Genomic DNA, 25,015 nt, shown 5'->3' with positions numbered 1-25,015 from the left:
CCGCATGCCGCCACAGAGACCGCGACGCCGCACCCAGAAGGGGCTGCCAGCGTGGAGAACCACCCGACCGCCGGGAACGCCGCGAACGCCGCAGCCACCCCGGGTGCCCGCACGCGAAGCCAGCTCCAGCGGCGTAAGCGCATCGTGCAGGCGGCGGCCGCACTCGCCTCGCGCGGAGGCGTCGAGGCCATGCAGATGCGGACCGTGGCCGAACGCGCCGGCGTCGCGCTTGGCACGCTCTACCGCTACTTCCCATCCAAGATGGATCTCGTCGTCGCGGTTGTGAGTGAGGAGATCGATCTCCTGGAGTCCAGCATCCAACGCCGTCCACCGAGCTCCCCGACCGCTTCCGGACGAGCAGTCGATGTCCTGATGCGGGCGGCCCGAGGGCTGATGCGCGAGCCCGAGCTCGCTGACGCGCTGCTCCGATCGCTGATCATGACCGAGGTCGAGACCCCGTTCGGCGACCGGATGGCCCGGCTCCTGCTCCGTGTCGCCGGCAACGGCCTCACCGTCGAACTGGCCACGGAGGACCAGCTCACCCTCGCCGACTCGCTCGCCAGCGTGTGGGTCCACGAGCTGCTTGAGATGCTCCGCGGGCTGCGGACCTACGACCAGATCCAGCACCGGATCGAGATCGTCTCCTCCCGGCTGCTGGTCGACTTCTGAACCCGACCCCCGACCTTCCCTGAACCAGCCCCACCCTTCCACCGAAATATGGAACCGGTTACAGTCCTGAACTGGAATAAGGTTCTGAAACGGAGGAGGTCACCGTGGGCACGCCGGTGATTGTCGAGGCGGTACGCACTCCGATCGGGAAGCGGAACGGCTGGCTCGCGGGACTGAAACCGCAGGCCGTCCTGGGCGCCACGCTCAAGGGGCTGGTCACGAGGTCCGGCATCGACCCCTCGATCGTCGGACAGGTCTTCGCGGGCTGCGTGACGCAGGCGGGCGAACAGGGCGGGCACGTCGGCCGCTACGCCTGGTTGTACGCCGGCCTGCCGTACCAGACGGGCGTGACGACGATCGACGCCCAGTGCGGGTCGTCCCAGCAGGCGGTCCACATTGTGGCCGCGATGATCCACGCGGGCGTCATCGACGTCGGCATCGCCTGCGGTGTCGAGGTGATGAGCCGCCAGCCCCTCATGAGCAACGTCCAGCCCGCGCGGCCGAAACCGGACGACTGGTCGCTGGACATGCCCGACCAGTTCTCCGCCGCCGAGCGGATCGCGCAGCGCCGCGGCATCACCCGCGACCGGCTGGACGCCTTCGGCGCCCGGTCCCAGCATCTGGCGGCCAAGGCGTGGGCCGACAACCGGTTCGAGCGCGAGATCCTGCCGGTGGTCGCCCCCGTGCTCGGGGAAGACGGGCAGCCGACCGGCGAGAGCCGTACCGTCACCAAGGACCAGGGACTCCGCGAGACCACGGTCGACAAACTCGCCGGTCTCCGCCCCGTGCTGGGCGAGAACGGGATGCACACGGCGGGCACGTCCTCGCAGATCTCCGACGGTGCGGCGGCCGTCCTGCTGATGAGCGAGGAGGCCGCCACGCAACACGGCCTGCGCCCCCGCGCGCGGATCCTGGCCCAGGCGCTCGTCGGCAGCGAGCCCTACTACCACCTCGACGGACCGGTGGACGCGACGGCCAAGGTGTTCGCGCAGACCGGGATGTCCGCGAGCGACGTCGATCTGTTCGAGGTGAACGAGGCGTTCGCATCGGTCGTCCTCTCGTGGGCGTCTGTGCACGAACCGGACATGGCCCGCGTGAACGTCAACGGAGGCGCGATCGCGTTGGGCCACCCGGTCGGGGCCACCGGCTCCCGCCTGATCACAACGGCGTTGCACGAACTGGAGCAATCCGACTCCTCGACCGCACTGATCTCGATGTGCGCCGGAGGCGCGCTCGCCACGGCCACGATCATCGAGCGTCTCTGACACCCTGATCGACTCTCGGAATTCGCCGCCGGGCGCGAACAGCCGACACGGCCGACATGGCCGAGTTGACTTGTCCCGCCCGGCAGCCCGAGAGGCATGAACCCAACCCCGGCGCCGACCGCCCGCAGAGACCACAGATCCACAGACCCACGGCCGTCGGCCGTTGGCCGTTGGCCGTTGGCCGTTGGCCCAGAGCCCACGTCCCCACAGCCCAGGCCCACAACCCAGGCCCACAACCCAGGCCCAGGGCCGCACAGACCACAGACCCATGGCCCCACAGCCACAGCCCAGGCCGAAAGCCCAGGGCCCCAAAGGCCAGGGCCCACAGGACCACAGCGACAGCGACAGCGACAGCGACAGCGGGGCATGGCTTCGCGTCCTCCGGCCATACACTTGGAGACATCCGATGTCTAGGAGCCCGGCCTGGGGCTCTGGTGGGGTGCGTGGCGTGGCGGTCACCGACGCGGCGATTGACAGAATCAAAGAGATGATCATCTCGGGCGAGCTCGCCCCAGGTGATCGGCTTCCCAAGGAGGCCGACCTTGCCGAGCGGCTCGGGTTGTCGCGTAACTCGTTGCGCGAGGCCGTGCGGGCGCTCTCTCTCATCAACGTCCTGGACGTACGGCAGGGCGACGGCACCTATGTCACCAGCCTCCAGCCCAATCTGCTCCTCGACGCCATGTCCTTCGTGGTGGACTTTCATCGGGACGACACCGTTCTGCAGTTCCTGGAGGTACGGCGCATCCTGGAACCGGCCGCGACCGCCATGGCGGCGACCACCATGTCCGAAGACGACATCAAGGGCCTCCGCGAGATCCTCGACTCTCTTCCGGAGGATCCCAGCATCGAGCAACTCGTCGCCAACGACCTGGAGTTCCACCAGCACATCGCGGCCGGGGCGGGAAACGCCGTCCTCTGTTCCTTGATCGAGAGTCTGTCCGGCCCGACGACCCGTGCCCGGGTGTGGCGCGGCCTCACCCAGGAGGGCGCGCTCGGCAAGACGCGCGAGCAACACGTCGCCATCTACGAGGCGATCGCGGGCAGGCAGTCGGAACTGGCCAGAGCCTGGGCGACCGTCCACGTGGCCGGTGTGGAGGAGTGGCTCCGCAAGGCTCTTTAACTTGGGTTGGCCCTTGAGCGTCAGCATGGCCGAACCGCCTCGCAAATCCTTCACGCTCAACCCGGCCCAACCGCCCCACAATTCAGGCTTAACACGACCTAACGGCCCTACGTCAGGCTCAACCCGGCCTAACCGCCCCACGAAAGGTCGTCATGTAGTGGCGGGAGCTCAGGACGTCCACCTTCTTGACCACGTCGCCTGTCTTCGGTGCGTGGATCATCATCCCGTCGCCGGCGTACATCCCCACATGAGTCGGTGCGGTGGTGGCGCCGCCGAAGAACATCAGATCTCCCGGGCGTAGTTCGCTGAGAGGCACCCGGCGGCCCTGACGGAACTGGGTGCCCGTGTAGTGGCCGAGGCCGACCCCGGCCTTCGCCCACGCCGCCATCACCAGGCCGGAGCAGTCGAAGCCGATCCGGGCGGCTCCCCTGCCGACCCCCTTGCTCGGCCCCTCGGCCGCTCCGCCGCCCCACGTGTACGGCGTGCCGAGCCAGCTCTCCGCCGCCTTGACCGCGAGCTCACCCCGTGTCTCGACCGGAGTGTCCTTCTCACGGACCGTGGCTTGTTCATCCGGTCCCGGACCACCTGGGACGTCCTGCTGCCCGGTTGCGACCGACCCGTCCATGACCGACCCGTCTCCGACGGGCCCATCCGTGACCTGCCCAGTTGCGACCAATCCGCCTATGTCCCGCCCATCCGCGACCGGCCCAGTTGCGACCGACCCGCCCATGTCCCGCCCATCCGCGACCGGCCCAGTTGCGACCGACCCGCCCATGTCCCGCCCATCCATGACAGGCCCATCCATGACCTGAACATCGGGACTCTGCGTCACCGGTAACCACTCGCCCGGAGTCCGCACGCCTGGGCTCCTCAGCACCGGGAGCCGCACTCCTGGCTCCGGCACCACCTCGTCCACAGCATCGAAACACCGGTCGAGCATGTTCAACAGCTTCGACGTGGACATGTCGGCGGGGTCCGGCGCGAACATCCCTCGGGGCCAGGGCGCATCGCCGGCCTGCCAGATCCAAGGGGTGTCGCCCCCGTCCCGGAGCCAGGGTGTGTCGCTGCCCTCCCGGGGCCAAGGCGTGTCGCCGTACACCCACAGGGGCCACGGATGGGCGCGCAACGCTTCCTGTTGCCGCCCTTGGTTTGCTCGCCGCCGCTCTTCCCAGCTCTCCATCAGCGGCTCCGGCGGCCGCATTGCCCGCTGCCACTGCTGCAGGCTCGCCCGCCATCGCGTCGACAGCGCGGGTCGCCGCCTCTCCTCGCTCACCCGTGATCGTTCTGGCCGGATCCATTGCCGTGCCGGCCGATCTGCTCCTTGTGGGGCCGGGGCGGCCGTCGTAGGTCGCGCTGCCCGGAGCGTCCGCGACTCCCACCTGAGGACCCGGCGCTCCACCCAGCGGATGAGATCGTCATCGCCCGCCGAACCCACGGCAGGCGGGCGCGATCGGCCGACCACGCCGAGTGCGGCCTCATGCGGGGACTGGAGCAACGCCCATCGTCGCGCCTGAGAAGCACCCTGCGGCACGTCGCCCGCGCCGTTCCAGTGATGTGCCCCTTGTGGTCGCCGGGGGCCGTAGCCGTCCGGTGGGCGGCGGCCAGGACCGTCTGACGACCGGATGTCGCCCGGCCACCGCGGCGGCGGCTCGGGCGGTGGACAGGAGTTCGGGGACGCCCCCGACTCGGGAACCGGGATTCCGGGGACGCCCGTCGTGGGGCCGGTGATCGTCACTCCGGCGATGGCCGTGGCACCGAGCTTGATGGCGAGCATGATGGGGATCAACGCGCTCCTCCTGGGTCCGATGAGATCGAGGCCCAGCATCTGAGCCGGTGGCCCGGCGGCAGATGGCCGAAAGCGGTTCTGGGGATAAGTATCAGGCTGTGGACGAACTCGCGATCCGGCTCGCCCTCGGCTCGGCAAGCCCCCTACTGCCGGGGCCGCGCTGCCGAGGCCGACGGTCTTGCCCGCCGGCGAGGCGCGACGAAGGCACCTGGTCAGCCCGGAAGTCGGGTACTCCCGGGCCGGGCGGCGGGGCGGGACAGCGGAGCCGGGGAGCGCTGATCACAGGACGTACCTGGCGGAGCTCTGTCATGATCGCGGCGATGCCACCCGTTACGCCACGCCCGCGGTCACCGCCCTCCTTGACGGACACGGCACCTCGTAATAGAACACGTTCCAGAAAGAGAAACTGCCAAGCGCTTGATTGAGTACGTGCCTCGGCGCAGCACGAGGCTCCCCGCGTCCACACCTGCCGAATCGATCCCGATCTTCCCAGGCCACGTCTCTCCAGTAGGTGACTCCCTGTGCTAATCAATGTCGTCGACCAGGACTACTACGCGCGGCACGGGGTGCCGCACGAGCAGCTCAAATGGCTGCGGGACAACGCCCCGGTGTTCTGGCACGAGGGCGACGCCGAACTCGGCTGGCCGGGTTTCTGGGCGGTGACCAAGCTCGAGGACGTCGTGCACGTCTCCCGGCACTCCGACCTCTTCTCCTCCTCACGCCGCCTGGCGCTCTTCAACGAGCTGCCCGAGGAGGAAAGGGAACTGCAGCGGATGATGATGCTCAACCAGGACCCGCCCGAGCACACCCGTAGGCGCTCCCTGGTCAATCGCGGCTTCACGCCCCGGGTGATCTCCCTGCTCGAAGAGCACATCCGGGACATCTGTCACCGGCTGATCGACGACGCCGAGGGCAAGCCCGACCTGGACTTCGTCACCGACATCTCCGCGCCGCTGCCGCTGTACGTGATCTGCGAGCTTCTCGGCGCACCGGTCGAGGACCGGGACAAGATCTTCGAGTGGTCCAACCGGCTGATCGGGAGCGAGGACCCGGACTACGCGACGACCCCGGAGGAAGGCCAGGCCGCGGCGGCCGAGGTCTACGCCTACGCCGGGACGCTGGCCGCGGCCCGCAGGGAGGATCCGCGCGACGACATCGTCACCAAGCTCATCCAGCCGACGGACGGCGGCGAGGTGCTGACCGAGGACGAGTTCAACCTGTTCGTCCTGCTCCTCATCGTCGCGGGCAACGAGACCACCCGCAACGCGGCGACCGGCGGAATGCTCGCGTTCTTCCAGCATCCGGAGCAGTGGGCCCGCCTCGTGGCGGACCGCGCCCTGGCCCGGACCGCCGCCGACGAGATCGTCCGCTGGGTGTCCCCCGTCAACCTCTTCCGCCGTACGGCCACCACCGACACGGAGATCCGGGGGCAGAAGATCGCCGAAGGGGACAAGGTGGTGATCTTCTACGCCTCGGCGAACCGGGACGCCGACGTCTTCACCGATCCGGACGTCTTCGACATCGGCCGGGACCCCAACCCGCAGATCGGCTTCGGCGGCGGCGGGGCGCACTTCTGCCTCGGCAACCACCTGGCCAAGCTGGAGCTCAGGGTGCTCTTCGAGGTCCTGTCCGAGCGGTTCCCCCGGATCAGCCAAGCCGGCGAGGCGACACGGCTCAGGTCCAACTTCATCAACGGCATCAAGTCATTGCCCATAGCACTGCGCTGACGCCGGGTCAGGCGCTCCGAACGCAGGCCGCATCGGAGCGCCCGACTCTCTGAGGCCGGGGGCGGGAGGCCACACCCCCGAACCGCCGCGCCCCCAAGCGCCGCCCCCAAGCGCCGCGCCCGATCAGTACGGCGGCCTCCACGCGGCGGCCTGCTCCGGCCACGGCTCTCCCGGCGGCGGCCACCAGTCGCTCTCGCGCGTGAAAGGGGCCGGATCACGCTCGATGGCGGGATAGGTCATGCGCTGATGCCCGGACGGCCACCCCCTGGCGGATCGGGACGACGCCGGCGAAGCGCTCTCGGTGGATTCGTCGTCGCGGGCGGTCGCGCCTTCTTCGCGCTCTGCCGCACGCGGATCGCCCACGGACTCCAGCGCCGCTTCGAGCAGCCGGCAACGCCGCTCGGCTTCGATCTGGCGTCTTCGCGCGTACGTCAACCGCTGTTGCAGCGTCTCGATCTCCGCGAGCAGTTGGTCACGTTCCCGCTCCTGCTCCCGCAGGAGCCCGATTTCCGCCTGTGTACGTTCGCGTTCATCCGTCCAGGCGGCGCGCAACTGTCGGCTGTCCCTGATCAACTCCTCGACCTGCTGTTCACGGGCCGCCAGGACCTCCTGCAGGCTTTTCACCTGATTCCGTGTCTCGCGCAGTTCGGTCGTCGCCGTGGCCAGTTGGTCCGTCACGACCTGCACCTGGAACGCCTGCTTGTCGCGCGATTCCAACGCGCGAAGATGCAGATCGTGAAGATGCTCCCGGACTTCTGTCGTGACGGGCCTTCCTCTCGCCTTGGTCAGCTCGCCGAGTAGGCCGTCAAGAAACGGACGGGCGGGAATCCTGCGACCACTCAGATAACGGGACAGCGCCCCCTTGTCCATATAGTTCAGCGCCGCGTACTGCCCTAGGGACATATGCAGCATTCCGAAGATCTCGCGTAGTTGCCCGGCGAATTCCCGGACCTCACGTTCCAGATCGTCCGGCAACGCGCAGAGCTCGCCGGGCCCTGTCCCACCGCGCTTCGCGGGCTCCAATGTTCCGGCCATGAGCAGATCGTCGCCCACATCGCCGAACGACTCCATAAGGAAATGGAATCAGGTGTTGCCAGCCTCGTCGCAACACCCGTTGCGGGTCGGCAACGGGTGTTGCGGGGGACGCGCACCCCCTTCTTCCTCTGGCAGCGTTCTCGCTACACGGCATATGAGCCATCCGGGAGGTGGGGGCATTGGAGTCGATGCTCGGGATTCTCTCTTCGCTGCCCCGCCGGCAGCGCGTGCTGATCATCGCCATTGCGTTCATTCCGATGACGTTGGTCACCTTGTGCTGCGCACCGGCGTTGATCGTGCTGCCATTCTTTCCGGGCGGAGTCGATCGCACGCGGACGCTCATCGCCGCGCTTGTCACATGGTCGCGGACGATACTTCTCGGAAGTCTCGACGGACACCATTCCGCGCGGAACGCTCGGCGGCCGAATTGAAATCCCGCCCGCGATCAGGGCCAGGAGGAGTCCTGGTGGGGGTCGCCGCCTCCGGCGAGGAGGGTGAGGTCGGACTCGACCATCATGGCGACGAGTTCCTCGAACGAGACCGTCGGCTCCCATCCGAGCTGCGTCCTGGCCTTCTTCGGGTCGGCGCAGAGCAGGTCCACCTCCGCCGGGCGGTGCAGGGACTGATCGCACACGACATATCGCTCCCAGTCCAGGCCGGCCGCGCCGAAGGCGGCCTCGACCAGTTCCCGTACCGACTGGGTCCGGCCGGTGCCGATCACGTAGTCCTCCGGCTCCGCGGCCTGGAGCATCAGACGCATGGCTCGGGCGTAGTCACCGGCGAACCCCCAGTCGCGGCGCGCCTCCAGGTTGCCGAGCCGCAGTTCGGTGGCCAGCCCCAGCTTGATCCGGGCGACGCCGAGGCTCACCTTGCGGGTGACGAACTCGGCTCCGCGCCTGGGCGACTCGTGGTTGAACAGGATGCCCGACACGGCGAACATGCCGTACGACTCACGGTAGTTCTGGGTGAGGAAGTGCCCGTACGTCTTGGCCACGCCGTACGGAGAGCGGGGATGGAAGGGCGTGCGCTCGTTCTGCGGGGTCTCCCGGACCTGGCCGAACATCTCCGAGCTCGACGCCTGATAGAAGCGGATCTGGCCGGAACCGGCGCCACGCGCGGCGGTGATCCCGGAGCAGACCCGGATCGCCTCCAACATGCGGAGCACGCCCATGCCGGTGACCTCGGCGGTGAGCTCCGCCTGCTCCCAGGACATCGGGACGAACGAGATCGCGCCCAGGTTGTAGACCTCGTCGGGCTGCACCTTCTCCACCGCGGAGATCAGCGATCCCTGGTCCAGCAGGTCGCCGCGGACGAGCTGGACGTCCTGCAGCAACCGGCGCACCCGGGAGACGCGAGGGTTGGCCTGACCGCGTACCAGCCCCCAGACCTCGTATCCCTCACTCAGCAGATGTTCGGCGAGATACGAGCCGTCCTGGCCGGTGATGCCAGTGATCAGCGCACGCCTGGCCAAGGGATCCTCCTCGCATCGGGGGCACCCGAATTCTCCGAAGTCCGCATGAGATTGCGGGGAAAGCAGCTATGAGAGGCGAATGTACCCCTCTGGGCCGATCTGAGCGCAGCCGCGACACGGACACCACGCTAGAACATGTTCCACCGAACCAGATTCGGGTAAGCTAACTTCCCAGTTGGGGCCATGTGAACACCCCACAAGAGACCAATTTCACCTCGGTATCCCCACTGGTGGGGTGCCCAGGCTAAGGTCATCTTTATGGCAGCCCCAAGGGGGGCACAGCTGGAGAGGGGTGCCCCTTGGCGGAGAGGCTGCGAGTCGCGCTGCTGTCCTATCGCAGCAAGCCCACCTGCGGAGGCCAGGGGGTGTACCTGCGCCACATCAGCCGCGAACTGGTCGCACTCGGGCACCACGTCGAGGTCTTCTCCGGCCAGCCGTACCCCGAACTCGACGACGGGGTCATCCTCAACAAGGTCCCCAGCCTGGACCTCTACGACGACGCCGACCCGTTCCGCACGCCGAGACTCGGCGAGTACCGCGACTGGATCGACGCGCTCGAAGTCGCCACGATGTGGACCGCGGGCTTCCCCGAGCCGCTCACCTTCAGCCTCAGGGCCTACCGCGAACTCAAGAAACGCCAGGGCGACTTCGACGTCGTCCAGGACAACCAGACCCTGGGATACGGCGTGCTGGGCATCCAGAAGCTCTTCCCGGTCGTGGGCACCATCCACCACCCGATCAGCGTGGACCGGCGGATCGAGCTGAAGGCCGCGAAGGGCTGGAAGAAGCTCTCCATGCGTCGCTGGTACGGATTCGTCCGTATGCAGAGCATCGTCGCCCCCCGGCTCAGCCCGATCCTCACCGTCAGCGAGTCGTCCCTCGCGGACATCCACCGCGACTTCAACGTGCCCCAGGCCAACATGCGGCTGATCCCGCTCGGCGTGGACACCCGTTTCTTCCACCCCCGCCCGCGGCTGCCCAAGCGGCCCGGCTCGATCGTGGCCGTCGCCAGCGCCGACTCCCCCATGAAGGGCGTCGCGACCCTGCTGCGCGCGGTCGCCAAGCTCGCCACCGAGCGCGACGTCAACCTGACCGTGGTCAGCAAGCCGACCCCCGGCGGGCCGACGGAGAAGCTGGTCTCCGAACTCTCCCTGCACGACCGGGTCCGGTTCGTCCACGGGATCTCGGACGACGAGCTGGCCGAGCTGATCGCCACCTCCGAGGTGGCGGTCGTGCCCTCGCTGTACGAGGGCTTCTCGCTCCCCGCGGTGGAGCACATGGCCTGCGGAACACCCCTCGTCGCGTCCAGGACGGGCGCCCTGCCCGAGGTCGTCGGGGACGCCGCCGTTCAGGTCTCTCCCGGCGACCCGGAGGAGCTGGCCGCCGTACTGCGCCGCCTGCTCGACTCCCCCGAGGAGCGCGCGGAGGTCGGCCGCAAGGGCTACGACCGCGTGATGGAGCGCTACGCGTGGCCGGTGGTCGCCCAGCGCACCGTCGACGCCTACCGCGAGGCCATCGCCGCCCGTACGGCCACTGCCTCGTGAGATCGCGCCGCGAGCGGGCGTTCTCGTTTCCACGCGCGCCACGAAGCCGTGCCGGAAGCATCCGCATGATCACGAAAGGTAGGCAGGAGTGCTGACCGTCGACTTCGAGCGGCTCCCCGTCGGGCCAGGCGACCGTGTTCTCGACCTCGGCGCCGGCGGCGGCCGGCACGCCTTCGAGGTACTCCGCCGGGGCGCCGACGTGGTGGCCTTCGACATGGACGCGGCCGAGCTGGAAGGCGTCGCCGCGATGTTCGCCGCCATGGACAAGGAGGGCCAGGTACCGCCCGGGGCCTCCGGGGACACCGTGGTCGGCGACGCGCTCCACATGCCGTTCCCCGACGCGTCCTTCGACCGCGTGATCGCGGCCGAGGTGCTCGAACACATCCCCGACGACATGGCCGCCATGCGGGAGATCGTCCGCGTGCTCAAGCCGGGCGGGCGGGCCGCGATCACCGTGCCGAGCTTCCTGCCGGAACGCATCTGCTGGGCGCTGTCCGAGGACTACCACACCGCTCCCGGCGGGCACATCAGGATCTACACGCTGGCGGAACTCCAGGCCAAGCTGAAGGCGTCCGGCCTTGAGGTCGGCTCCCACCACCACGCTCACGGCCTGCACGCGCCGTACTGGTGGATCAAGTGCGCGGTGGGCGTGAACAACGACGACCATCCGCTGGCCAAGGCCTACCACGAGCTCCTCGTGTGGGACATCATGAAGCGCCCCGCCGCCACCCGGATCGCGGAGGCCGTGCTCAACCCGCTGATCGGTAAGAGCGTGGTCGTCTACGTCCGGAAGCCGGCATGAGCGAGCGCAGCGAGAGCGTCGACCGGCCGCGCGCGTCTCGCGACGTGCCGCCGCGCGCACCTTCGGCACGACCCGCCTCCGAGCGGCGAGGCGCGGCGGCATGAGCGTGCCGGCCGTCCCGGGAGCGATCACAGCGGATCAGGTGGTGGCCACCGCGAGGAGCATCGCGGCGGTCCAGGACGGCGAGGGCGGCGTGCCCTGGCCGGAGGGTCACATCGACGCGTGGAACCACGTCGAATGCCTGATGGCCATGACCGTGGCCGGCCTGCGCGATGAGGCCCGCCGGGGTTACGACTGGCTCGCCCGGTACCAGCGCCAGGACGGTTCGTGGCCGATGAAGGTGGCCGGCGGCGAGCCCGTCGAGAAGGGCGGCGAGTCCAACCACGCCGCGTACGTCGCCGTGGGAGTCTGGCACGACCTGCTCGTGACCGGCGACGAGGCGTTCGCCGCCTCCATGTGGCCCATGGTCACCCGGGCGCTGGACTTCGTCGTCGGGCTGCAGACCACCCGCGGCGAGATCGTCTGGGAACGCGACGAGCACGGCGTCCCCGCGGCGTACGCGCTGCTCACCGGCTCCGCTTCGATCTACCAGGGACTGCGCAGCGGTGTCCTGCTCGGTGAACGGCTCGGCGATCCGCAGCCCGACTGGGAACTGGCCGCCGACCGGTTGGGACACGTGCTCGCCGCACACCCCGAGGCGTTCGCCGACAAGAGCCGCTTCTCGATGGACTGGTACTACCCCGTCCTCGGCGGTGCCGTACGCGGGTCCGAGGGCGAGAAGCGCATCGAGGAGGAGTGGGACACCTTCGTCGTCCCCGATCTCGGCGTGCGCTGCGTCTCCGACCAGCCCTGGGTGACCGGCGCGGAGTCCTGCGAGCTGGTGCTGACCCTGGACGCGATGGGCGACAGGGACAGGGCGCTGCGCGTGTTCGCCGACATGCAGCACCTGCGCCACGAGGACGGCTCGTACTGGACGGGCTGGCAGTTCGTGAACGAGAAACACTTCCCGCACGAGCGGTCGGCCTACACGGCGGCGGCGGTGATCCTCGCCGCGGACGCGCTGTCCGGGGCGACGCCCGGAGCCGCGATCTTCCGTGACGCCGGTGACCACGAGGTCCGCATCACCGGCGACTGCGGCTGCGAGCACGCCCGCGCCTAGACCCAGGGAGATCATCCGGCGACGTCTGCCGATCGGGGTTCCGGACCGAACCCCGATGGCACCACGTACCGGCTAGACAGTCGGACGGACCGACGGACCTCGCGGCGAGGGCTAGATGCCCGGGCCGGTTCGTTCGAGGACGCGCAGGGAGCCGTCGGCACGGACCTCGGTGAAGGCCCCGGAGGCGAGGGCGCGGAGATAGACGCGGTACGGCGCCTGCCCTCCGGCCGCCGGGTCGGGATAGATGTCGTGGAAGACCAGCGCCCCGCCCTCGACCACGTGCGGGGCCCATCCCTCGTAGTCCCGGGTCACCGGCTCCTCCGAGTGCCCTCCGTCGATGAAGAGCATGGCCAGCGGCGTGTTCCAGTGCCTGGCGACGGTCTCTGAGGCGCCGACGACGGCGATGACCTCGTCCTCAAGGCCGGCGGTGGCGATCGTGCGGCGGAAGAACGGCAGCGAGTCCATCTTCCCGAAGCACGGGTCCATTAGCGTGGGGTCGTGGTGAGCCCATCCCGGCTGGATCTCCTCCGAGCCGCGGTGGTGGTCCACCGTGAACACGACCGAGCCCGCCACGCGCGCGCCGGCGCCCAGGTAGATCGCCGACTTGCCGCAGTACGTGCCGATCTCGCAGATCGGGCCGCGCGAGCCGTACGCGCAGGCGAGTTCGAAGAGGGCCTGGCCCTCCTCCGGCGGCATGAAGCCCTTGGCCCGCTCGGCGGCGTACCGCAGATCAGCGGGCATCGTGACGGTGGTCACCGGTCGGTCACCTTCAGCATGGTCGTCCTTTTCGTACGGCTGTCGCCTGCAAGGGACGGAGCCTAGCCCACAACAACCCGAACAAGGTTCCACTGTCCCCTTGTCCGGCATGATGGAACATGTTCTACTTTGCAGCGTGAACCAGCGCTCCCAGATTGCGATGTCCGAGGAAGAGATCGCGAAGCTGCTCGACGGCGCACGCAAGCTCCAGCTCGGCACGATCAACCCCGACGGCACCCCGCACATGGTGACCATGTTCTACGGCCTGGTCGACGGGAAGATCGCCTTCTGGACGTACGGCAAGGCCCAGAAGGCCCGCAACATCGAGCGCGATTCCCGGATCACCTGCCTGATCGAGGACGGCGACGAGTACTCCGAACTGCGCGGCATCATGCTGTACGGCGTCGCCAAGCGCGTCGACGACCCCGCGGGCGTCCTCGGCATCGGGATGGAGGTCACCCGGCGCATGACCCGCATGGACGATGTCGAACCGCTCCGGGAGTACGTCGAGCAGACCGGCCGCAAGCGCGTCGGATATGTCGTCGAGCCGACCCGCGTGGTCTCCTGGGACCACAGCAAGCTCGCCGCGGCCCCACGACAGCGCTCCGGGGAATCCCTCTGAGCCCACCGGAGCAGCGGCCCCATCCGAGGAGAGTCCAGTGAAGATCAAGCTCGACGAGCTGGTGTGCGAGGCCAACGCCGTGTGCACCGGCCTGGCCCCCGAGGTCTTCGAGCTCGATGACGACGACCGGCTGCAGGTCGTACTGCCCGAGCCGCCGGCGGAGATGCTCGACCGCGTGCGGCACGCGGTCCGTTCCTGCCCCAAAGCCGCCCTATCGCTCGAAGACGAGTAACCCCCCAGGAGGTCAAATGCGCGGAGCGCTGCTGCACGCGGTCGGTGACGACAAGCTCGACATCCGTGACGACTTCACGCTGGCCCCGGTCGGCCCCACGGACGTCCGCGTGAAGATCAAGGCCACCGGCGTCTGTCATTCCGACCTGTCGGTGCTCTCGGGCGTGCTGCCGATGCCGCTGCCCGTGATCCCCGGGCACGAGGGCGCCGGCGAGGTGGTCGAGGTGGGCGACCACGTGACCTCCGTCCAGCCAGGCGACCACGTGATCATCAACTGGACGCCCGCGTGCGGCGACTGCCCGAACTGCGTCGTCGGCCAGCCGCACCTCTGCATGACGTTCGTGATGAAGAGCTTCGTGGAAGCCCGCTTCCGCTACGGCGGCGACACCCCGGCGTTCGGCATGGCCGGCTGCGGCACCTGGGCCGAGGAGATCGTCGTTCCGTGGCAGGGGGCGATCAAGGTCGATCCGGACGTGCCGTACGAGGCCGCCGCGCTGATCGGCTGCGGCATCACCACCGGCGTCGGAGCGGTGCTCAACACCGCGAAGGTACGTCCCGGCTCCACTGTCGCGGTCGTCGGCTGCGGCGGCGTGGGCCTCTCGGTGATCCAGGGTGCCCGGCTGTCGGGCGCGACCACAATCCTCGCGATCGACCCCCTAGAGTCCAAGCACGAGCTGGCCAAGAAGGTCGGCGCCACGCACGCGATCACCCCCGACCAGCTCATGGACGCGACGGCGAGCCTCACCGGCGGCCAGGGCTTCGACTACGGCTTCGAGGTGGTCGGCAAGTCCGCCGCGATCATGACCGCGTGGCAGGCCACGCGACGCGGCGGCGACGTCGTCGTCGTCGGCGCGGGCGCCATGGACGACACGGTGCCGCTGACCGCGTTCAACCTGCTCTTCGAGGGCAAGAACATCCTCAGCTCGCTCTACGGCGGTTCGGACGTGCGCCGCGACTTCCCGTTCTTCGCCGGCCTCTACAAGGCGGGCAAGCTCGACCTGGAGAGCATGATCAGCTCCAGGATCAAGCTCTCGGACCTCAACGACGCGGTCGCCTCGCTCAAGAACGGCGAGGTCCTCCGCCAGATCGTCGTCATGGACTGAGAACACGCGCGACGGACAGGCCCGCCCGGCGTTCCCGGGCGGGCCTGTCGCCGTTCCGGGCCGTCGGCCAGGGAGGGCCGCTTGGTAGATGCCATCTACCTAGATGCCATCTACCGAGGAGTCGACCATGCGTGGGGCCCGCTTCATCGGACGCCTGCGGGAGCTGGACGTTCTGCGTCTTCGCCGTGTCCACTCCTCAGGCACCGGATCCGCCCTCGCCCTGGGGGGGACGCCGTCAGGTCGGGAAGTCTCGACTCGTCCAGGAATTCTGCGACCAGGCGGGCACACCGTACCTGTTCTTCACCGCGATCAAGGGAATGTCCCCGGTAGAGTCCGTGGCCACTTTCTGCACCGAATTGCAAGAGTCCTCCCTGCCTCCCGATTCCGGCAATGTCGTGCGGGTGAGCAATGGGAGCTGGCCGGACGCCTTCCGGGTCCTGGCATCCACGCTCCCCTCGACGCCCTCGATCATCGTCATGGACAAGATGCCCTGGCTCGCCGAGCAGGACGACCTGTTCGACGGAGCGTTACAGACGGCATGGGACCGGCTGTTGTCCATGAAGCCGGTCCTGCTGCTTCTGCTGGGCAGCGACCTTCACATGATGGAGCGGCTGACCGCCTACGATCGGCCCTTCTACGGACGAGCGGACACCATGGTGCTCGGCCCGCTCAACCCGGCCGAGACCGCCGACGCCGTCGGCTCCTCCACAGGTTGGCGAAGGAGAAGCAGGTGCTCACCGTGGATCAGCCGCTGTCCACCCAGCCGGGAAAACCGGCCTTGTACCGGGTCGCCGACAACAACCTGCGAATGTATCTGGGCATCCTCCGTGCCGCCGCCGATCATTCCCGCCGGGGTCGTCCAGACCTGGCATTCCGCCTGGTTCAACGACGATGGACCAGCTTTCGCGGCCGCGCGGTGGAACCCGTCGTACGCGACGCGTTGACGATCGCCGGGGCGTCCGGAGATCTCCCGTGGCCCGAGGTTGAGGCCGTGGGCGGCTGGTGGAATCGCCGATTCGCTCCCGAAGTCGATCTGGTCGGCGCGGACCGCGCCCCAGTGGCTCGCCACGTCGCGTTCGCGGGCTCCGTCAAATGGCTGGGCACCCCATTCGACGCGCATGACCTGGCGACCCTCCGCCGTGACGCGGCGCAGGTTCCCGGGTTCGACACCGGGGTGAGCGGACTCGCCGTGGTCTCGCTGTCAGGTACGCGGTCCGGCGTGGAAGGCGCCGACCTGGTCTGGGGCGCGGACGACGTCATCGCGGCGTGGCGCTGAGCCGGGACGGCGGAACCCACCCTGCGGCACTGACCCCGGAGCACTGACCCGGAGCATTGACCACCGGAGCATTGACCACCGCGGAACTCGTCCCGGAAGCCGCGCCTCGACGCTTCGAGCGGCCGCGCCGCCAGAACGGGTGAACTACTCCGAGGAAAAGGCGGCGTCGAAGGACGCTTCCGGCGGGGTGATGGCGTTCAGCCGCCGGATGTACGCCAGGGACTCCGGAGCGCCGGCGAGGCGGTCCATGCCGGCGTCCTCCCACTCGATCGAGATCGGGCCGTCGTAGCCGATGGCGTTCAACGCGCGGAAGCACTCCTCCCACGGCACGTCGCCCCGCCCGGTCGAGACGAAGTCCCAGCCGCGCCGCAGGTCCGCCCAGGGCAGGTGGGAGGACAGCCGGCCACGGCGGCCGTCGCCGACGCGGACCTTGGTGTCCTTGCAGTCGACGTGATAGATCCGGTCGGCGAAGTCGAGGATGAACCCGGCCGGGTCGACCTGCTGCCAGACCATGTGCGAGGGGTCCCAGTTCAGCCCGAACGCCTCGCGACGGCCGACGGCCTCCAGCGTGCGCACCGTGGTGTGGTAGTCGTAGGCGATCTCACTGGGGTGCACCTCGTGCGCGAACCGCACGCCCACCTCGTCGAAGACGTCCAGGATCGGGTTCCACCGGTCGGCGAAGTCCTGGTATCCCGCCTCAATCATCGACGGCGGGACCGGCGGGAACATCGCCACGGTGTGCCAGATGGACGATCCGGTGAACCCCACCACCGTTCCGACGCCCAGCTTCGCCGCGGCCCTCGCGGTGTCCTTCATCTCCTCGGCCGCGCGCCGCCGTACCTCCTCGGGGTCTCCGGACCCCCACAGGCGCGCGGGCAGGATGGCCTTGTGCCGCTCGTCGATCGGGTGGTCGCAGACGGCCTGTCCGACGAGGTGGTTCGAGACGGCCCACACGCCGAGGTTGTGCTTCGCGAGGACCTCGCGCTTGCGTTCCACGTACGTGTCGTCGGAAAGGGCCTTGTCCACCTCGAAGTGGTCGCCCCAGCAGGCGATCTCCAGGCCGTCGTAGCCCCATTCTGAGGCGAGCCGGCACACCTCCTCGAAGGGGAGATCGGCCCACTGTCCGGTGAACAACGTGATCGGTCGCGTCATCTGCGCTCCTCCCGGTACGGGATCTCAGGGGATGTCACGGGATGTCATGGGTGTGCTCAGAGCGGCGTCCACCGGGAGGCGTTCGCCGCGCTCTCCTCGACGGCGGCCAGCACGCGCTGCACGCGCAGGCCGTCCTCGAACGAGGGTGAGGGGTCGGTCCCGGCCGCGATCGCCTCCAGGAAGTCCTTCACCTCGTGGGTGAAGGTGTGCTCGTAGCCAAGGCCGTGGCCCGGAGGCCACCACGCGTCCATGTAGGGATGGCCGGGCTCGGTGACGAGGATCCGCCGGAACCCGGCGTCCGCCTGGGCCTCGTCGTGGAACCACAGCTCGTTCATGGCCTCGAAGTCGAACGCCAGGCTGCCCAGCGAGCCGTTGATCTCCAGCCGGAGGGCGTTCTTGCGCCCGGTGGCGAACCGGGTGGCCTCGAACGACCCCAGCGCACCGCCGTCGAACCTGCCGATGAACAGCGCCGCGTCGTCGACGGTGACCTGCCCCCGCCCGTCCGTACGGCTGCCGCCGGCGAGCCCGCTGGCGCCCTCGGCCAGCGGCCTCTCCTTGACGAAGGTCTCGGTGAGGGCGGAGACGCCGGTCAGCAGCTGTCCGGTGACGAACTGGGCGGTGTCCACGATGTGAGCGCCGATGTCGCCCAGCGCGCCCGATCCGGCCTTGTCCTTCTGCAGTCGCCACACCAGCGGGAACTCGGGGTCCACGATCCAGTCCTGGAGGTACTGGGCGCGGACGTGCCGGATCTCCCCGAGGCGTCCTTCGGCGACGTACCTCCTGGCCAGCGCGATGGCGGGCACCCGCCGGTAGTTGAAGGCGACCATGCTGCGCACGCCGCGCGCCGCCGCCTTCGACGCCGCCGCGGTCATGGCCTCCGCCTCCGCCACGGTGTTGGCGAGCGGCTTCTCGCACAGCACGTGCTTGCCCGCCTCCAGCGCGGCGATGGCGATCTCCGCGTGGGAGTCACCGGGCGTGCAGATGTCCACGATCTGCACGTCGTCGCGGGCGACCAGCTCGCGCCAGTCAGTCTCGACCGCGGCCCAGCCGAGCGCGGCCGCGGCGGCGGCCGCGTGGTCCTCCGACCGGCCGGAGAGCACCGCCATCGACGGTGTCACCGGCAGGTCGAAGAACGCGGTCACGTTCCGCCAGGCCTGGGAGTGCACGCGTCCCATGAACGCGTAGCCCACCATGCCCACCCCGATCAGCGGCTTCACGATTCGAACCCCAGCGGGAGGTAGGTCGCGACGTTGTCCTTGGTGATGGTCTCGGACGCGAGGGTGATCGACTGCGGGACCTGGTTCTCGGTGAGGTCGGACATGCCCTTGTCCTGGGCGATGAGCCGGGCCAGTTTGATCGCGGACGACGCCATGGTCGGGCTGTAGGTCACCGTGGCCGCGAGCACGCTGCCACCGGACTGGATCTCACGCATGGCGTTCGCCGATCCTGCGCCGCCGACCATGAAGAACTCGCTGCGGTTCGCCTCCTTGATGGCGGCGAGCACGCCGATGCCCTGGTCGTCGTCGTGGTTCCAGATGGCGTCGATCTTCTTGTGCGCCTGCAGCAGGTTCGCGGTGACCTCGGTGCCGGACTGGACGGTGAACTGGGCGGCCTGCTTGGCGGCCACCTTGAACCCGTACGACTTGAGCGCGTCCTCGAAGCCCTTGCTCCGGTCCTGCGTGAGCGGCAGCGTGGCGATGCCCTGGATCTCGACGATCACGGGATCGCTCACCCCCTTCTCCTTGAGCGTCTTGCCGATGTAATGCCCGGCGGCCACGCCCATGCCGTAGTTGTCGCCGCCGATCCAGGTCCGGTACGACAGCTTGTCGGGGAAGACCCGGTCGAGGTTGACGACCGGGATTCCGGCGTCCATGGCCTGCCTGGCCACCTGGTTGAGCTGCTGGCCGTCGTTGGGCAGCAGCACCAGGACGTCGACCTTCGCCTGGATCAGGGACTCCACGGCCGAGATCTGCTGGTTGATGTCGTTGGTCGGCTCCACCGGCTTGAACACCACGTCGGAGTACTGCTTCGCCGCGGCCTCGGCGTTCTTGGCGATGGCCGCGATCCAGCCGTGGTCGGCGGCGGGCGCCGAGAATCCGATCGTCACCTGGGTGCCGGGCTGGTCGTTGCCTCCGGGCGCGGCGGCGGTCGTCGCCGCCGCGGCCGCCGCGCTGGGCTGCACGGCCGGCTCGTTGCTGGTGCACGCGGAGACGAGCGCTCCGGCGCCGATAACGGCACCGCCGAGGATGAAGCCCCGGCGACCGGTGTTCTGGGTCATGTGATCTCCCGTTTCAGATGGGGGGACTGCGTGAGGAGAAGGATTCGAGGGTGTGGAGGGCCGGGGCCGCGAGTCGTCGCTCTCGGCCCTCGGCGGTGTTCGGATGGGTGGCGTCGTCAGGTGGCGGTGAGTGCGCCGCGCCGCTGCATGAGCACGGCGACGACGATGATCAGGCCTTTCGCGATGAGCTGATCGCTCGTGTTGAGCCCGTTGAGGATGAACAGGTTGGTGATCACCGTGAAGATCAGCAGGCCCAGGATCGACCCGATGATGGTCCCCCGGCCGCCGGTGAGCAGGGTGCCGCCGATGATGACGGCGGCGATGGCGTCCAGTTCGTACAGGTCGCCGTGGGTGGAGGAGCCGGTGGTCGTCCTCGCCATGATGAGGACGGCCGCGATCCCGCAGCACAGGCCGGACAGCCCGTACAGCAGCATGGTGTGGCGCCGGACGTCGATGCCGGCCAGGCGGGCCGCCTCGGGGTTGCCGCCGACGGCGTACGTCCTGCGGCCGAACGTGGTCCGGTTGAGCAGGATCCAGCCGAGCACCACCACCAGGGCGAAGACGTAGACCAGCAGCGGCAGCCCGAGCACCCGGGTGGTGGACAACTCGACGATCGCGCTGTTGGCCTGCTGGACCAGCTGGGTCCGCTGGTTGGACATGCGCTGGGCCAGGCCCCGGGCCGCCACCAGCATGGCGAGGGTGGCGATGAACGGCACCATCCGGCCGTAGGAGATCAGGAAGCCGTTCACCAGCCCGGCCCCGGTGCCGACCAGGACCGCGCACACGATCATGACCGCCGGGCCGTACGACTGGGTGGCCAAGGTGGTCGCCCAGACCGAGGACATCGCCATGACCGCGCCGACGGACAGGTCGATGCCGCCTCCGATGATCACGAAGGTCATGCCGACGGTGATCACGCCGATCGTCGAGGCGAGCGCGAGGATGCTCACCAGGTTGGAGGAGGTGGCGAAGTTCTCCGGCCTGGTCACCAGGCCGACGATCGCCAGGAGGACGAGCGCGGCGACGAGGCCGACGTGCGGCACCTCCCCGATCCTCCCCAGGAAGGGCCTTCTCGCCACGCGTGTCGGGGTCGCCTCAGTCAACGTGGGACTCCTCGTTCGTCGAAACCATGACCAGATCGAGGACGCGGTGCTCGTCGAGGTCCACCGCGGGGGCCTCGTGCACGATCCGGCCCTCACGGATGACAAGCACGCGGTCCGCCAGCCCGAGTACCTCGGGGACCTCGCTGGACACCAGCAGGACGGCCACGCCCTCGTCGGCCAGCCGCCGGATGACGGCGTACAGCTCGGCGCGGGCGCCCACGTCCACGCCGCGGGTCGGCTCGTCGAGCAGCAGCAACCTGCGGCCCTCGACGAGCCAGCGGGCCAGCACCGCCTTCTGCTGGTTGCCGCCGGACAGCGTCTTGACCGGCCGGCGCGGATCGCGCGGCCGGATGTCCAGCGCCTCGATCAGCCGGGCCGCCTCCGCTGCCTCCCTGCGGCGGTCCATCCAGCCGAGGCGCGCGTAGCGGGTCAGGCCGGCCAGCGTGATGTTGCGCGCCACGCTCTGGTCCAGCAGCAGGGCCTGCGCCTTCCGCTCCTCGGGAGCGAGGCCCATGCCGAGCCGTACGGACGTGGTCGTGTGGCCGGGCCGCACGGGGCGGCCGTCGAGCAGGACGCGGCCGGACGCCCGGCGCGCGCCGTAGACGGCCTCGATGATCTCGGACCGGCCCGAGCCGACCAGACCGGCCAGCCCGACGATCTCCCCGGCCCGTACGGAGAAGGAGACGTCGGCGAAGACGCCGGGCACGGTCAGCCCCTCCACCCGCAGGACCTCGGGCCGGTCGCCGCCGGGTTCCGGTCGCGGCGGGAAGACGTACTCGACGTCGCGACCGGTCATCAGCGAGACGACGCGCCCGGTCGGGGTCGTGGCGGGGAGGCCCACCGCGACCGTGCGGCCGTCCTTGAGCACGGTGACCCGGTCGCCGATCTCGCGGATCTCCTCCAGCCGGTGCGAGATGTAGACGACCGCGACTCCCTGGGCGGTGATCTCGCGGATGATCCGGAACAGGTTGGCCACCTCGTCGTGCGCGAGCGCGGCGGAGGGCTCGTCCATGACGATCAGGCGGGCGTCATGGGAGAGCGCGCGGGCCATGCTGACGACCTGCTTGGCCGCCGGAGGCAGCCGGCCCACCTCGGTGCCCGGCGGGATCTCCCCGTGGCCGAGCCGCCGGAGCAGGTCCGCCGCGATCCGGTTGGTCTCTCCGCGCCGGGTGAACCCGAACGAGGTCCGCTCGTGGCCGAGGAGGATGTTCTCGGCCACGGACAGCCCGTCCACCAGGTCGAGTTCCTGGTAGATGGTCGCGATGCCCTGTTTCATGGCCGCGGTCGGGGTGGCCAGCCGTACCGGCTCGCCGTCCAGCAGGACCTCGCCCTCGTCGGGCTGGTGCGCGCCCGCGAGGATCTTGATGAGGGTCGACTTGCCCGCGCCGTTCTGGCCGAGCAGGCAGTGCACCTCGCCGGCTCTGACCTCCAGGTCGACGCCGTCCAGTGCTCGTACGCCGGGGAACCGTTTGACGATTCCCCGCATGGCGAGCAGGGGTGCCGTGTCGGGGGGTGACACCGGCATGATGCCTCCAGTTGCTGCGATGGGCGTTACGCGGCCGAGTAGACGTGGTCACTGATGAGCCGGGTCGCGCCGACGATCCCGGCGGCGTCGCCCAGTTCCGAGAGCACGATGGGCAGGTTGCCCGTCGCCAGCGGCAACGACCTGCGGTAGACGACGCTTCTGATCTCCGCGAGCAGCACGTGGCCCAGGCGGGCCACGCCTCCGGCGATGATGACGAGACCGGGGTTGAAGAAGCTGACCAGGCTCGCCAGGACCTGGCCGACCCTGCGCCCGCCGTCACGGATGATCTGAATCGCCGCGGCGTCTCCCTGCGCCGCCGCGGCCGCCACGTCCTCCGCCGTCAACGCTCCGGCCGCGGCGAGCCTCTCGGCGAGGTACGGCGAGCCGCCCGACCGCGCGACAGCCGTGGCCTGGCGGGCCAGCGCGGCCCCGCCGAAGTAGGCCTCCAGGCACCCCGAGTTGCCGCAGGCGCAGATCGGGCCGTCGTCGTCGACCCTGATGTGGCCGATGTCTCCCGCGCTCCCGGACACTCCGCGGTAGATCTTGCCGTCCACCACGATGCCGCAGCCGACGCCGGTGCCGATCTTGACGAGCAGGAAGTCGCCGACCTGCCTGGCCAGCCCCGCGTGCAGCTCCCCGAGCGCCATGATGTTGACGTCGTTGTCCACCATCGCCGGGCAGCCGAGCTCCTCGCTGACCGCCTCCCTGACCGGGTAGCGGTCCCACCCGGGCATGATCGGCGGGACGACGGGGACTCCCTCGGGAAAGCTCACCGGCCCGGGGACGCCGATGCCGGCGCCGTGGAGCTGGGTGAACAGGCCCTGCTCGCGGAGCTTGCCCAGCAGGGCGATGGCCTGGTCGAGCACCACGGCCGGACCCTCCCGGATGTCACACGGCTCGCTCAGATGTCCGAGGACCTCCAGCTCGCCGTCGGTGACCGCGACGTCGACCGAGGTGGCGCCGATGTCGATCCCGGCGAACCTCGTCTGGCGCGACAGCCGTACCTTGCCGGACCGCCTGCCGCCACGTGACTCGGCGAGGCCGTCCGGCTCTGCCAGGCCCAGCTCGATCAGCCGGTCGAGCTCGACGTTCAGTTTGGACCTGGACAGGTCCACCACGTCACCGAGCTCGGCCCGCGACCGGCCGCCCTCCCGCAGGAGCCGCAGCAGCATCGCCTGGTGCACGTTCTCTGGCCGCATGCGCTTCACAAAGCCTCCGGATCGGAGTGAGATGGCGCGAACTTACCCTTCTTTTGCGGAACTGTGAAGACCTTTTCTACGCTGCTTCCCTAACTTTCGCTGAAATCTGCAAAAGTTAGCCGCCTGAGCTGTCACAACGAAAAACGCACGGCCTCGCGGATCACGTGATCAACGCGAGGCCGTGCGTTCGTCGCGGCCACATCCGGCGGGCGACCCCGCCGTAGCGGCGGATGTCAGAGCATGGCCTGCATGGACGCGCCGGCCTGCTGGCCCAGGGTGGTGGGCTGGAGATACGGCTGCTCGGCCATGATGGCCTCCCAGTTGTCGCGGACACCCTCGACGGAGATCGCGTCGTCCCGCCATCCCGGCCCCTCGGCGACGAACACGCGGGCGACCCGGCCGCCGCCGACCGAGAACACCTCACCGCTGGTCTCGCAGCTCTCGTGCGCCAGGTAGGCGACCACGGGGCTGATCCGCTCCGCGGTGAACTTGGCCTCGAACTCGGCGGGGAGCAGGGTCTCGGTCATCCGCGTCCAGGCGATCGGCGCGATCGCGTTGGCCTTGATGCCCGCGCGGGCGCCCTCGATGCCGAGGGTCTTGGTCAGGCCGACCAGACCCATCTTGGCCGTGGAGTAGTTGGCCTGGCCGAAGTTGCCGAACAGTCCCGCCGGGGACGAGGTGTTGACGATGCGGCCGTAGCCCTGCTCCTTCATGTGCGGGAACGCGGCCCGGCTCACCAGGAACGCTCCGCGCACGTGCACGGCGATGACCGCGTCGAACTCCTCGACGGTCATCTTCCCGAACGACTTGTCGCGCAGGATCCCGGCGTTGTTGACGACGATGTCCACCCGCCCGAAGGCGTCGACGGCGGCCCGTACGACGGCCTCGGCACCCTCCGGAGTGGCGACGCTGTCGGCGTTCGCGATCGCCTCGCCGCCGTTCTTCGTGATCAGCTCGACGACCTCCGCGGCCGGGCCGGTGGAGGCGCCGCTGCCGTCCAGGGCGCCGCCGAGATCGTTGACGACGACCTTGGCACCCCGCTCGGCCAGCAGGAGAGCGTGCGACCGGCCGAGCCCGTGACCCGCACCGGTGACGACCGCGACCTTTCCGTCGAACCTGAGATCGGACATCGCGTCCACCCTTCGAGGAGAACAACATTCTAGTCGTCAAAACAATATCTCCCTGTCCCGTA

The 25,015-nt window shown here is 69.2% G+C and carries 24 protein-coding genes; 13 read left to right on the top strand and 11 right to left on the bottom strand.

The window, feature by feature from the left end; translation table 11 throughout:
- Positions 1-51: 51 nt before the first annotated feature.
- From AB0I59_RS16580 to AB0I59_RS16570, 3 genes are all read left to right on the top strand, one after another.
- Positions 52-669, top strand: a complete 618-nt coding sequence (locus AB0I59_RS16580) for a TetR family transcriptional regulator (protein WP_061255121.1) — start codon at positions 52-54, stop codon at positions 667-669.
- 104 nt (positions 670-773) lie between these two features.
- Positions 774-1,934, top strand: a complete 1,161-nt coding sequence (locus tag AB0I59_RS16575; protein WP_358133578.1) for a steroid 3-ketoacyl-CoA thiolase — start codon at positions 774-776, stop codon at positions 1,932-1,934.
- A gap of 406 nt (positions 1,935-2,340) precedes the next feature.
- A complete protein-coding gene (locus tag AB0I59_RS16570; RefSeq protein WP_358133576.1) occupies positions 2,341-3,054 on the top strand; it encodes a FadR/GntR family transcriptional regulator in 714 nt (237 codons plus the stop codon).
- A 118-nt stretch (positions 3,055-3,172) separates the two neighbouring features.
- On the opposite strand, the gene AB0I59_RS16565 is transcribed toward AB0I59_RS16570, so the two are convergent.
- Positions 3,173-3,679, bottom strand: a complete 507-nt coding sequence (locus AB0I59_RS16565; protein ID WP_358133574.1) for a C40 family peptidase — start codon at positions 3,677-3,679, stop codon at positions 3,173-3,175.
- 1,682 nt (positions 3,680-5,361) lie between these two features.
- Between AB0I59_RS16565 and AB0I59_RS16560 the strand changes: the two genes are divergently transcribed.
- Complete coding sequence (locus AB0I59_RS16560; protein WP_358133572.1) at positions 5,362-6,567, top strand: cytochrome P450; 1,206 nt, start codon at positions 5,362-5,364, stop codon at positions 6,565-6,567.
- A gap of 123 nt (positions 6,568-6,690) precedes the next feature.
- Here AB0I59_RS16560 and AB0I59_RS16555 read toward each other — a convergent pair whose 3' ends face one another.
- Positions 6,691-7,638: a hypothetical protein gene (locus tag AB0I59_RS16555; protein ID WP_358133569.1), complete on the bottom strand. Its 948-nt coding sequence runs from the start codon at positions 7,636-7,638 to the stop codon at positions 6,691-6,693.
- 143 nt (positions 7,639-7,781) lie between these two features.
- Here AB0I59_RS16555 and AB0I59_RS16550 point away from each other — a divergent pair, with 143 nt between their 5' ends.
- The gene (locus tag AB0I59_RS16550) at positions 7,782-8,033 is read left to right on the top strand and encodes a hypothetical protein (protein ID WP_228647354.1); all 252 of its coding nucleotides are present in this window, start codon (positions 7,782-7,784) and stop codon (positions 8,031-8,033) included.
- Positions 8,034-8,047: 14 nt separating this feature from the next.
- On the opposite strand, the gene AB0I59_RS16545 is transcribed toward AB0I59_RS16550, so the two are convergent.
- Complete coding sequence (locus AB0I59_RS16545; protein WP_061255129.1) at positions 8,048-9,073, bottom strand: GDP-mannose 4,6-dehydratase; 1,026 nt, start codon at positions 9,071-9,073, stop codon at positions 8,048-8,050.
- 299 nt (positions 9,074-9,372) lie between these two features.
- On the opposite strand from AB0I59_RS16545, the gene AB0I59_RS16540 reads away from it, so the two are divergent.
- The 3 genes from AB0I59_RS16540 to AB0I59_RS16530 all read left to right on the top strand — a co-directional run bounded on the left by AB0I59_RS16540 (position 9,373) and on the right by AB0I59_RS16530 (position 12,578).
- Complete coding sequence (locus tag AB0I59_RS16540; RefSeq protein WP_061255130.1) at positions 9,373-10,617, top strand: glycosyltransferase family 4 protein; 1,245 nt, start codon at positions 9,373-9,375, stop codon at positions 10,615-10,617.
- A gap of 88 nt (positions 10,618-10,705) precedes the next feature.
- The gene (locus AB0I59_RS16535; protein ID WP_061255131.1) at positions 10,706-11,419 is read left to right on the top strand and encodes a class I SAM-dependent methyltransferase; all 714 of its coding nucleotides are present in this window, start codon (positions 10,706-10,708) and stop codon (positions 11,417-11,419) included.
- Between the two features lie 100 nt (positions 11,420-11,519).
- Positions 11,520-12,578 (top strand): prenyltransferase, encoded by a 1,059-nt coding sequence (locus AB0I59_RS16530; RefSeq protein ID WP_358133565.1) that lies wholly within the window; start codon positions 11,520-11,522, stop codon positions 12,576-12,578.
- Positions 12,579-12,689: 111 nt separating this feature from the next.
- On the opposite strand, the gene AB0I59_RS16525 is transcribed toward AB0I59_RS16530, so the two are convergent.
- Positions 12,690-13,319: a class I SAM-dependent methyltransferase gene (locus AB0I59_RS16525; RefSeq protein WP_061255255.1), complete on the bottom strand. Its 630-nt coding sequence runs from the start codon at positions 13,317-13,319 to the stop codon at positions 12,690-12,692.
- A gap of 151 nt (positions 13,320-13,470) precedes the next feature.
- Here AB0I59_RS16525 and AB0I59_RS16520 point away from each other — a divergent pair, with 151 nt between their 5' ends.
- The 5 genes from AB0I59_RS16520 to AB0I59_RS16500 all read left to right on the top strand — a co-directional run bounded on the left by AB0I59_RS16520 (position 13,471) and on the right by AB0I59_RS16500 (position 16,566).
- Positions 13,471-13,956 carry a pyridoxamine 5'-phosphate oxidase family protein gene (locus AB0I59_RS16520; protein ID WP_228647362.1) on the top strand — a complete coding sequence of 162 codons (486 nt, stop codon included), beginning with the start codon at positions 13,471-13,473 and terminating at the stop codon, positions 13,954-13,956.
- Positions 13,957-13,993: 37 nt separating this feature from the next.
- Complete coding sequence (locus tag AB0I59_RS16515) at positions 13,994-14,188, top strand: ferredoxin (protein WP_358133562.1); 195 nt, start codon at positions 13,994-13,996, stop codon at positions 14,186-14,188.
- A 16-nt stretch (positions 14,189-14,204) separates the two neighbouring features.
- A complete protein-coding gene (locus tag AB0I59_RS16510; protein WP_061255135.1) occupies positions 14,205-15,290 on the top strand; it encodes an alcohol dehydrogenase catalytic domain-containing protein in 1,086 nt (361 codons plus the stop codon).
- Between the two features lie 335 nt (positions 15,291-15,625).
- Positions 15,626-16,234, top strand: coding sequence for an ATP-binding protein (locus AB0I59_RS16505; protein WP_358133559.1), 609 nt, complete (start codon positions 15,626-15,628; stop codon positions 16,232-16,234).
- Positions 16,207-16,566 (top strand): hypothetical protein, encoded by a 360-nt coding sequence (locus AB0I59_RS16500; protein ID WP_358133556.1) that lies wholly within the window; start codon positions 16,207-16,209, stop codon positions 16,564-16,566. Before AB0I59_RS16505 ends, AB0I59_RS16500 begins: the two co-directional genes overlap by 28 nt.
- A gap of 144 nt (positions 16,567-16,710) precedes the next feature.
- Here AB0I59_RS16500 and AB0I59_RS16495 read toward each other — a convergent pair whose 3' ends face one another.
- The 7 genes from AB0I59_RS16495 to AB0I59_RS16465 all read right to left on the bottom strand — a co-directional run bounded on the left by AB0I59_RS16495 (position 16,711) and on the right by AB0I59_RS16465 (position 24,953).
- Positions 16,711-17,718 (bottom strand): sugar phosphate isomerase/epimerase family protein, encoded by a 1,008-nt coding sequence (locus AB0I59_RS16495; protein WP_061255136.1) that lies wholly within the window; start codon positions 17,716-17,718, stop codon positions 16,711-16,713.
- 56 nt (positions 17,719-17,774) lie between these two features.
- The gene (locus tag AB0I59_RS16490; RefSeq protein WP_358133553.1) at positions 17,775-18,935 is read right to left on the bottom strand and encodes a Gfo/Idh/MocA family protein; all 1,161 of its coding nucleotides are present in this window, start codon (positions 18,933-18,935) and stop codon (positions 17,775-17,777) included.
- The gene (locus AB0I59_RS16485; RefSeq protein ID WP_358133550.1) at positions 18,932-19,996 is read right to left on the bottom strand and encodes a substrate-binding domain-containing protein; all 1,065 of its coding nucleotides are present in this window, start codon (positions 19,994-19,996) and stop codon (positions 18,932-18,934) included. The genes AB0I59_RS16490 and AB0I59_RS16485 overlap by 4 nt, the downstream gene beginning before the upstream one ends.
- Positions 19,997-20,112: 116 nt before the next feature.
- Positions 20,113-21,099 carry an ABC transporter permease gene (locus tag AB0I59_RS16480; RefSeq protein ID WP_061255138.1) on the bottom strand — a complete coding sequence of 329 codons (987 nt, stop codon included), beginning with the start codon at positions 21,097-21,099 and terminating at the stop codon, positions 20,113-20,115.
- Positions 21,092-22,624, bottom strand: coding sequence for a sugar ABC transporter ATP-binding protein (locus AB0I59_RS16475; protein WP_061255139.1), 1,533 nt, complete (start codon positions 22,622-22,624; stop codon positions 21,092-21,094). Before AB0I59_RS16475 ends, AB0I59_RS16480 begins: the two co-directional genes overlap by 8 nt.
- A gap of 26 nt (positions 22,625-22,650) precedes the next feature.
- The gene (locus AB0I59_RS16470; protein ID WP_358133840.1) at positions 22,651-23,823 is read right to left on the bottom strand and encodes an ROK family transcriptional regulator; all 1,173 of its coding nucleotides are present in this window, start codon (positions 23,821-23,823) and stop codon (positions 22,651-22,653) included.
- Positions 23,824-24,056: 233 nt separating this feature from the next.
- On the bottom strand, positions 24,057-24,953 hold the full coding sequence (locus tag AB0I59_RS16465; protein WP_061255258.1) for an SDR family oxidoreductase: 897 nt from the start codon (positions 24,951-24,953) through the stop codon (positions 24,057-24,059).
- Positions 24,954-25,015: the final 62 nt, after the last annotated feature.

Source organism: Microtetraspora glauca, assembly GCF_040656155.1.
In the GTDB taxonomy this organism is placed as follows: Bacteria; Actinomycetota; Actinomycetes; order Streptosporangiales; family Streptosporangiaceae; genus Microtetraspora; species Microtetraspora glauca.
Note: the sequence above shows the minus strand (reverse complement) of the source record. Positions and strands in the feature narration are given on the sequence as shown.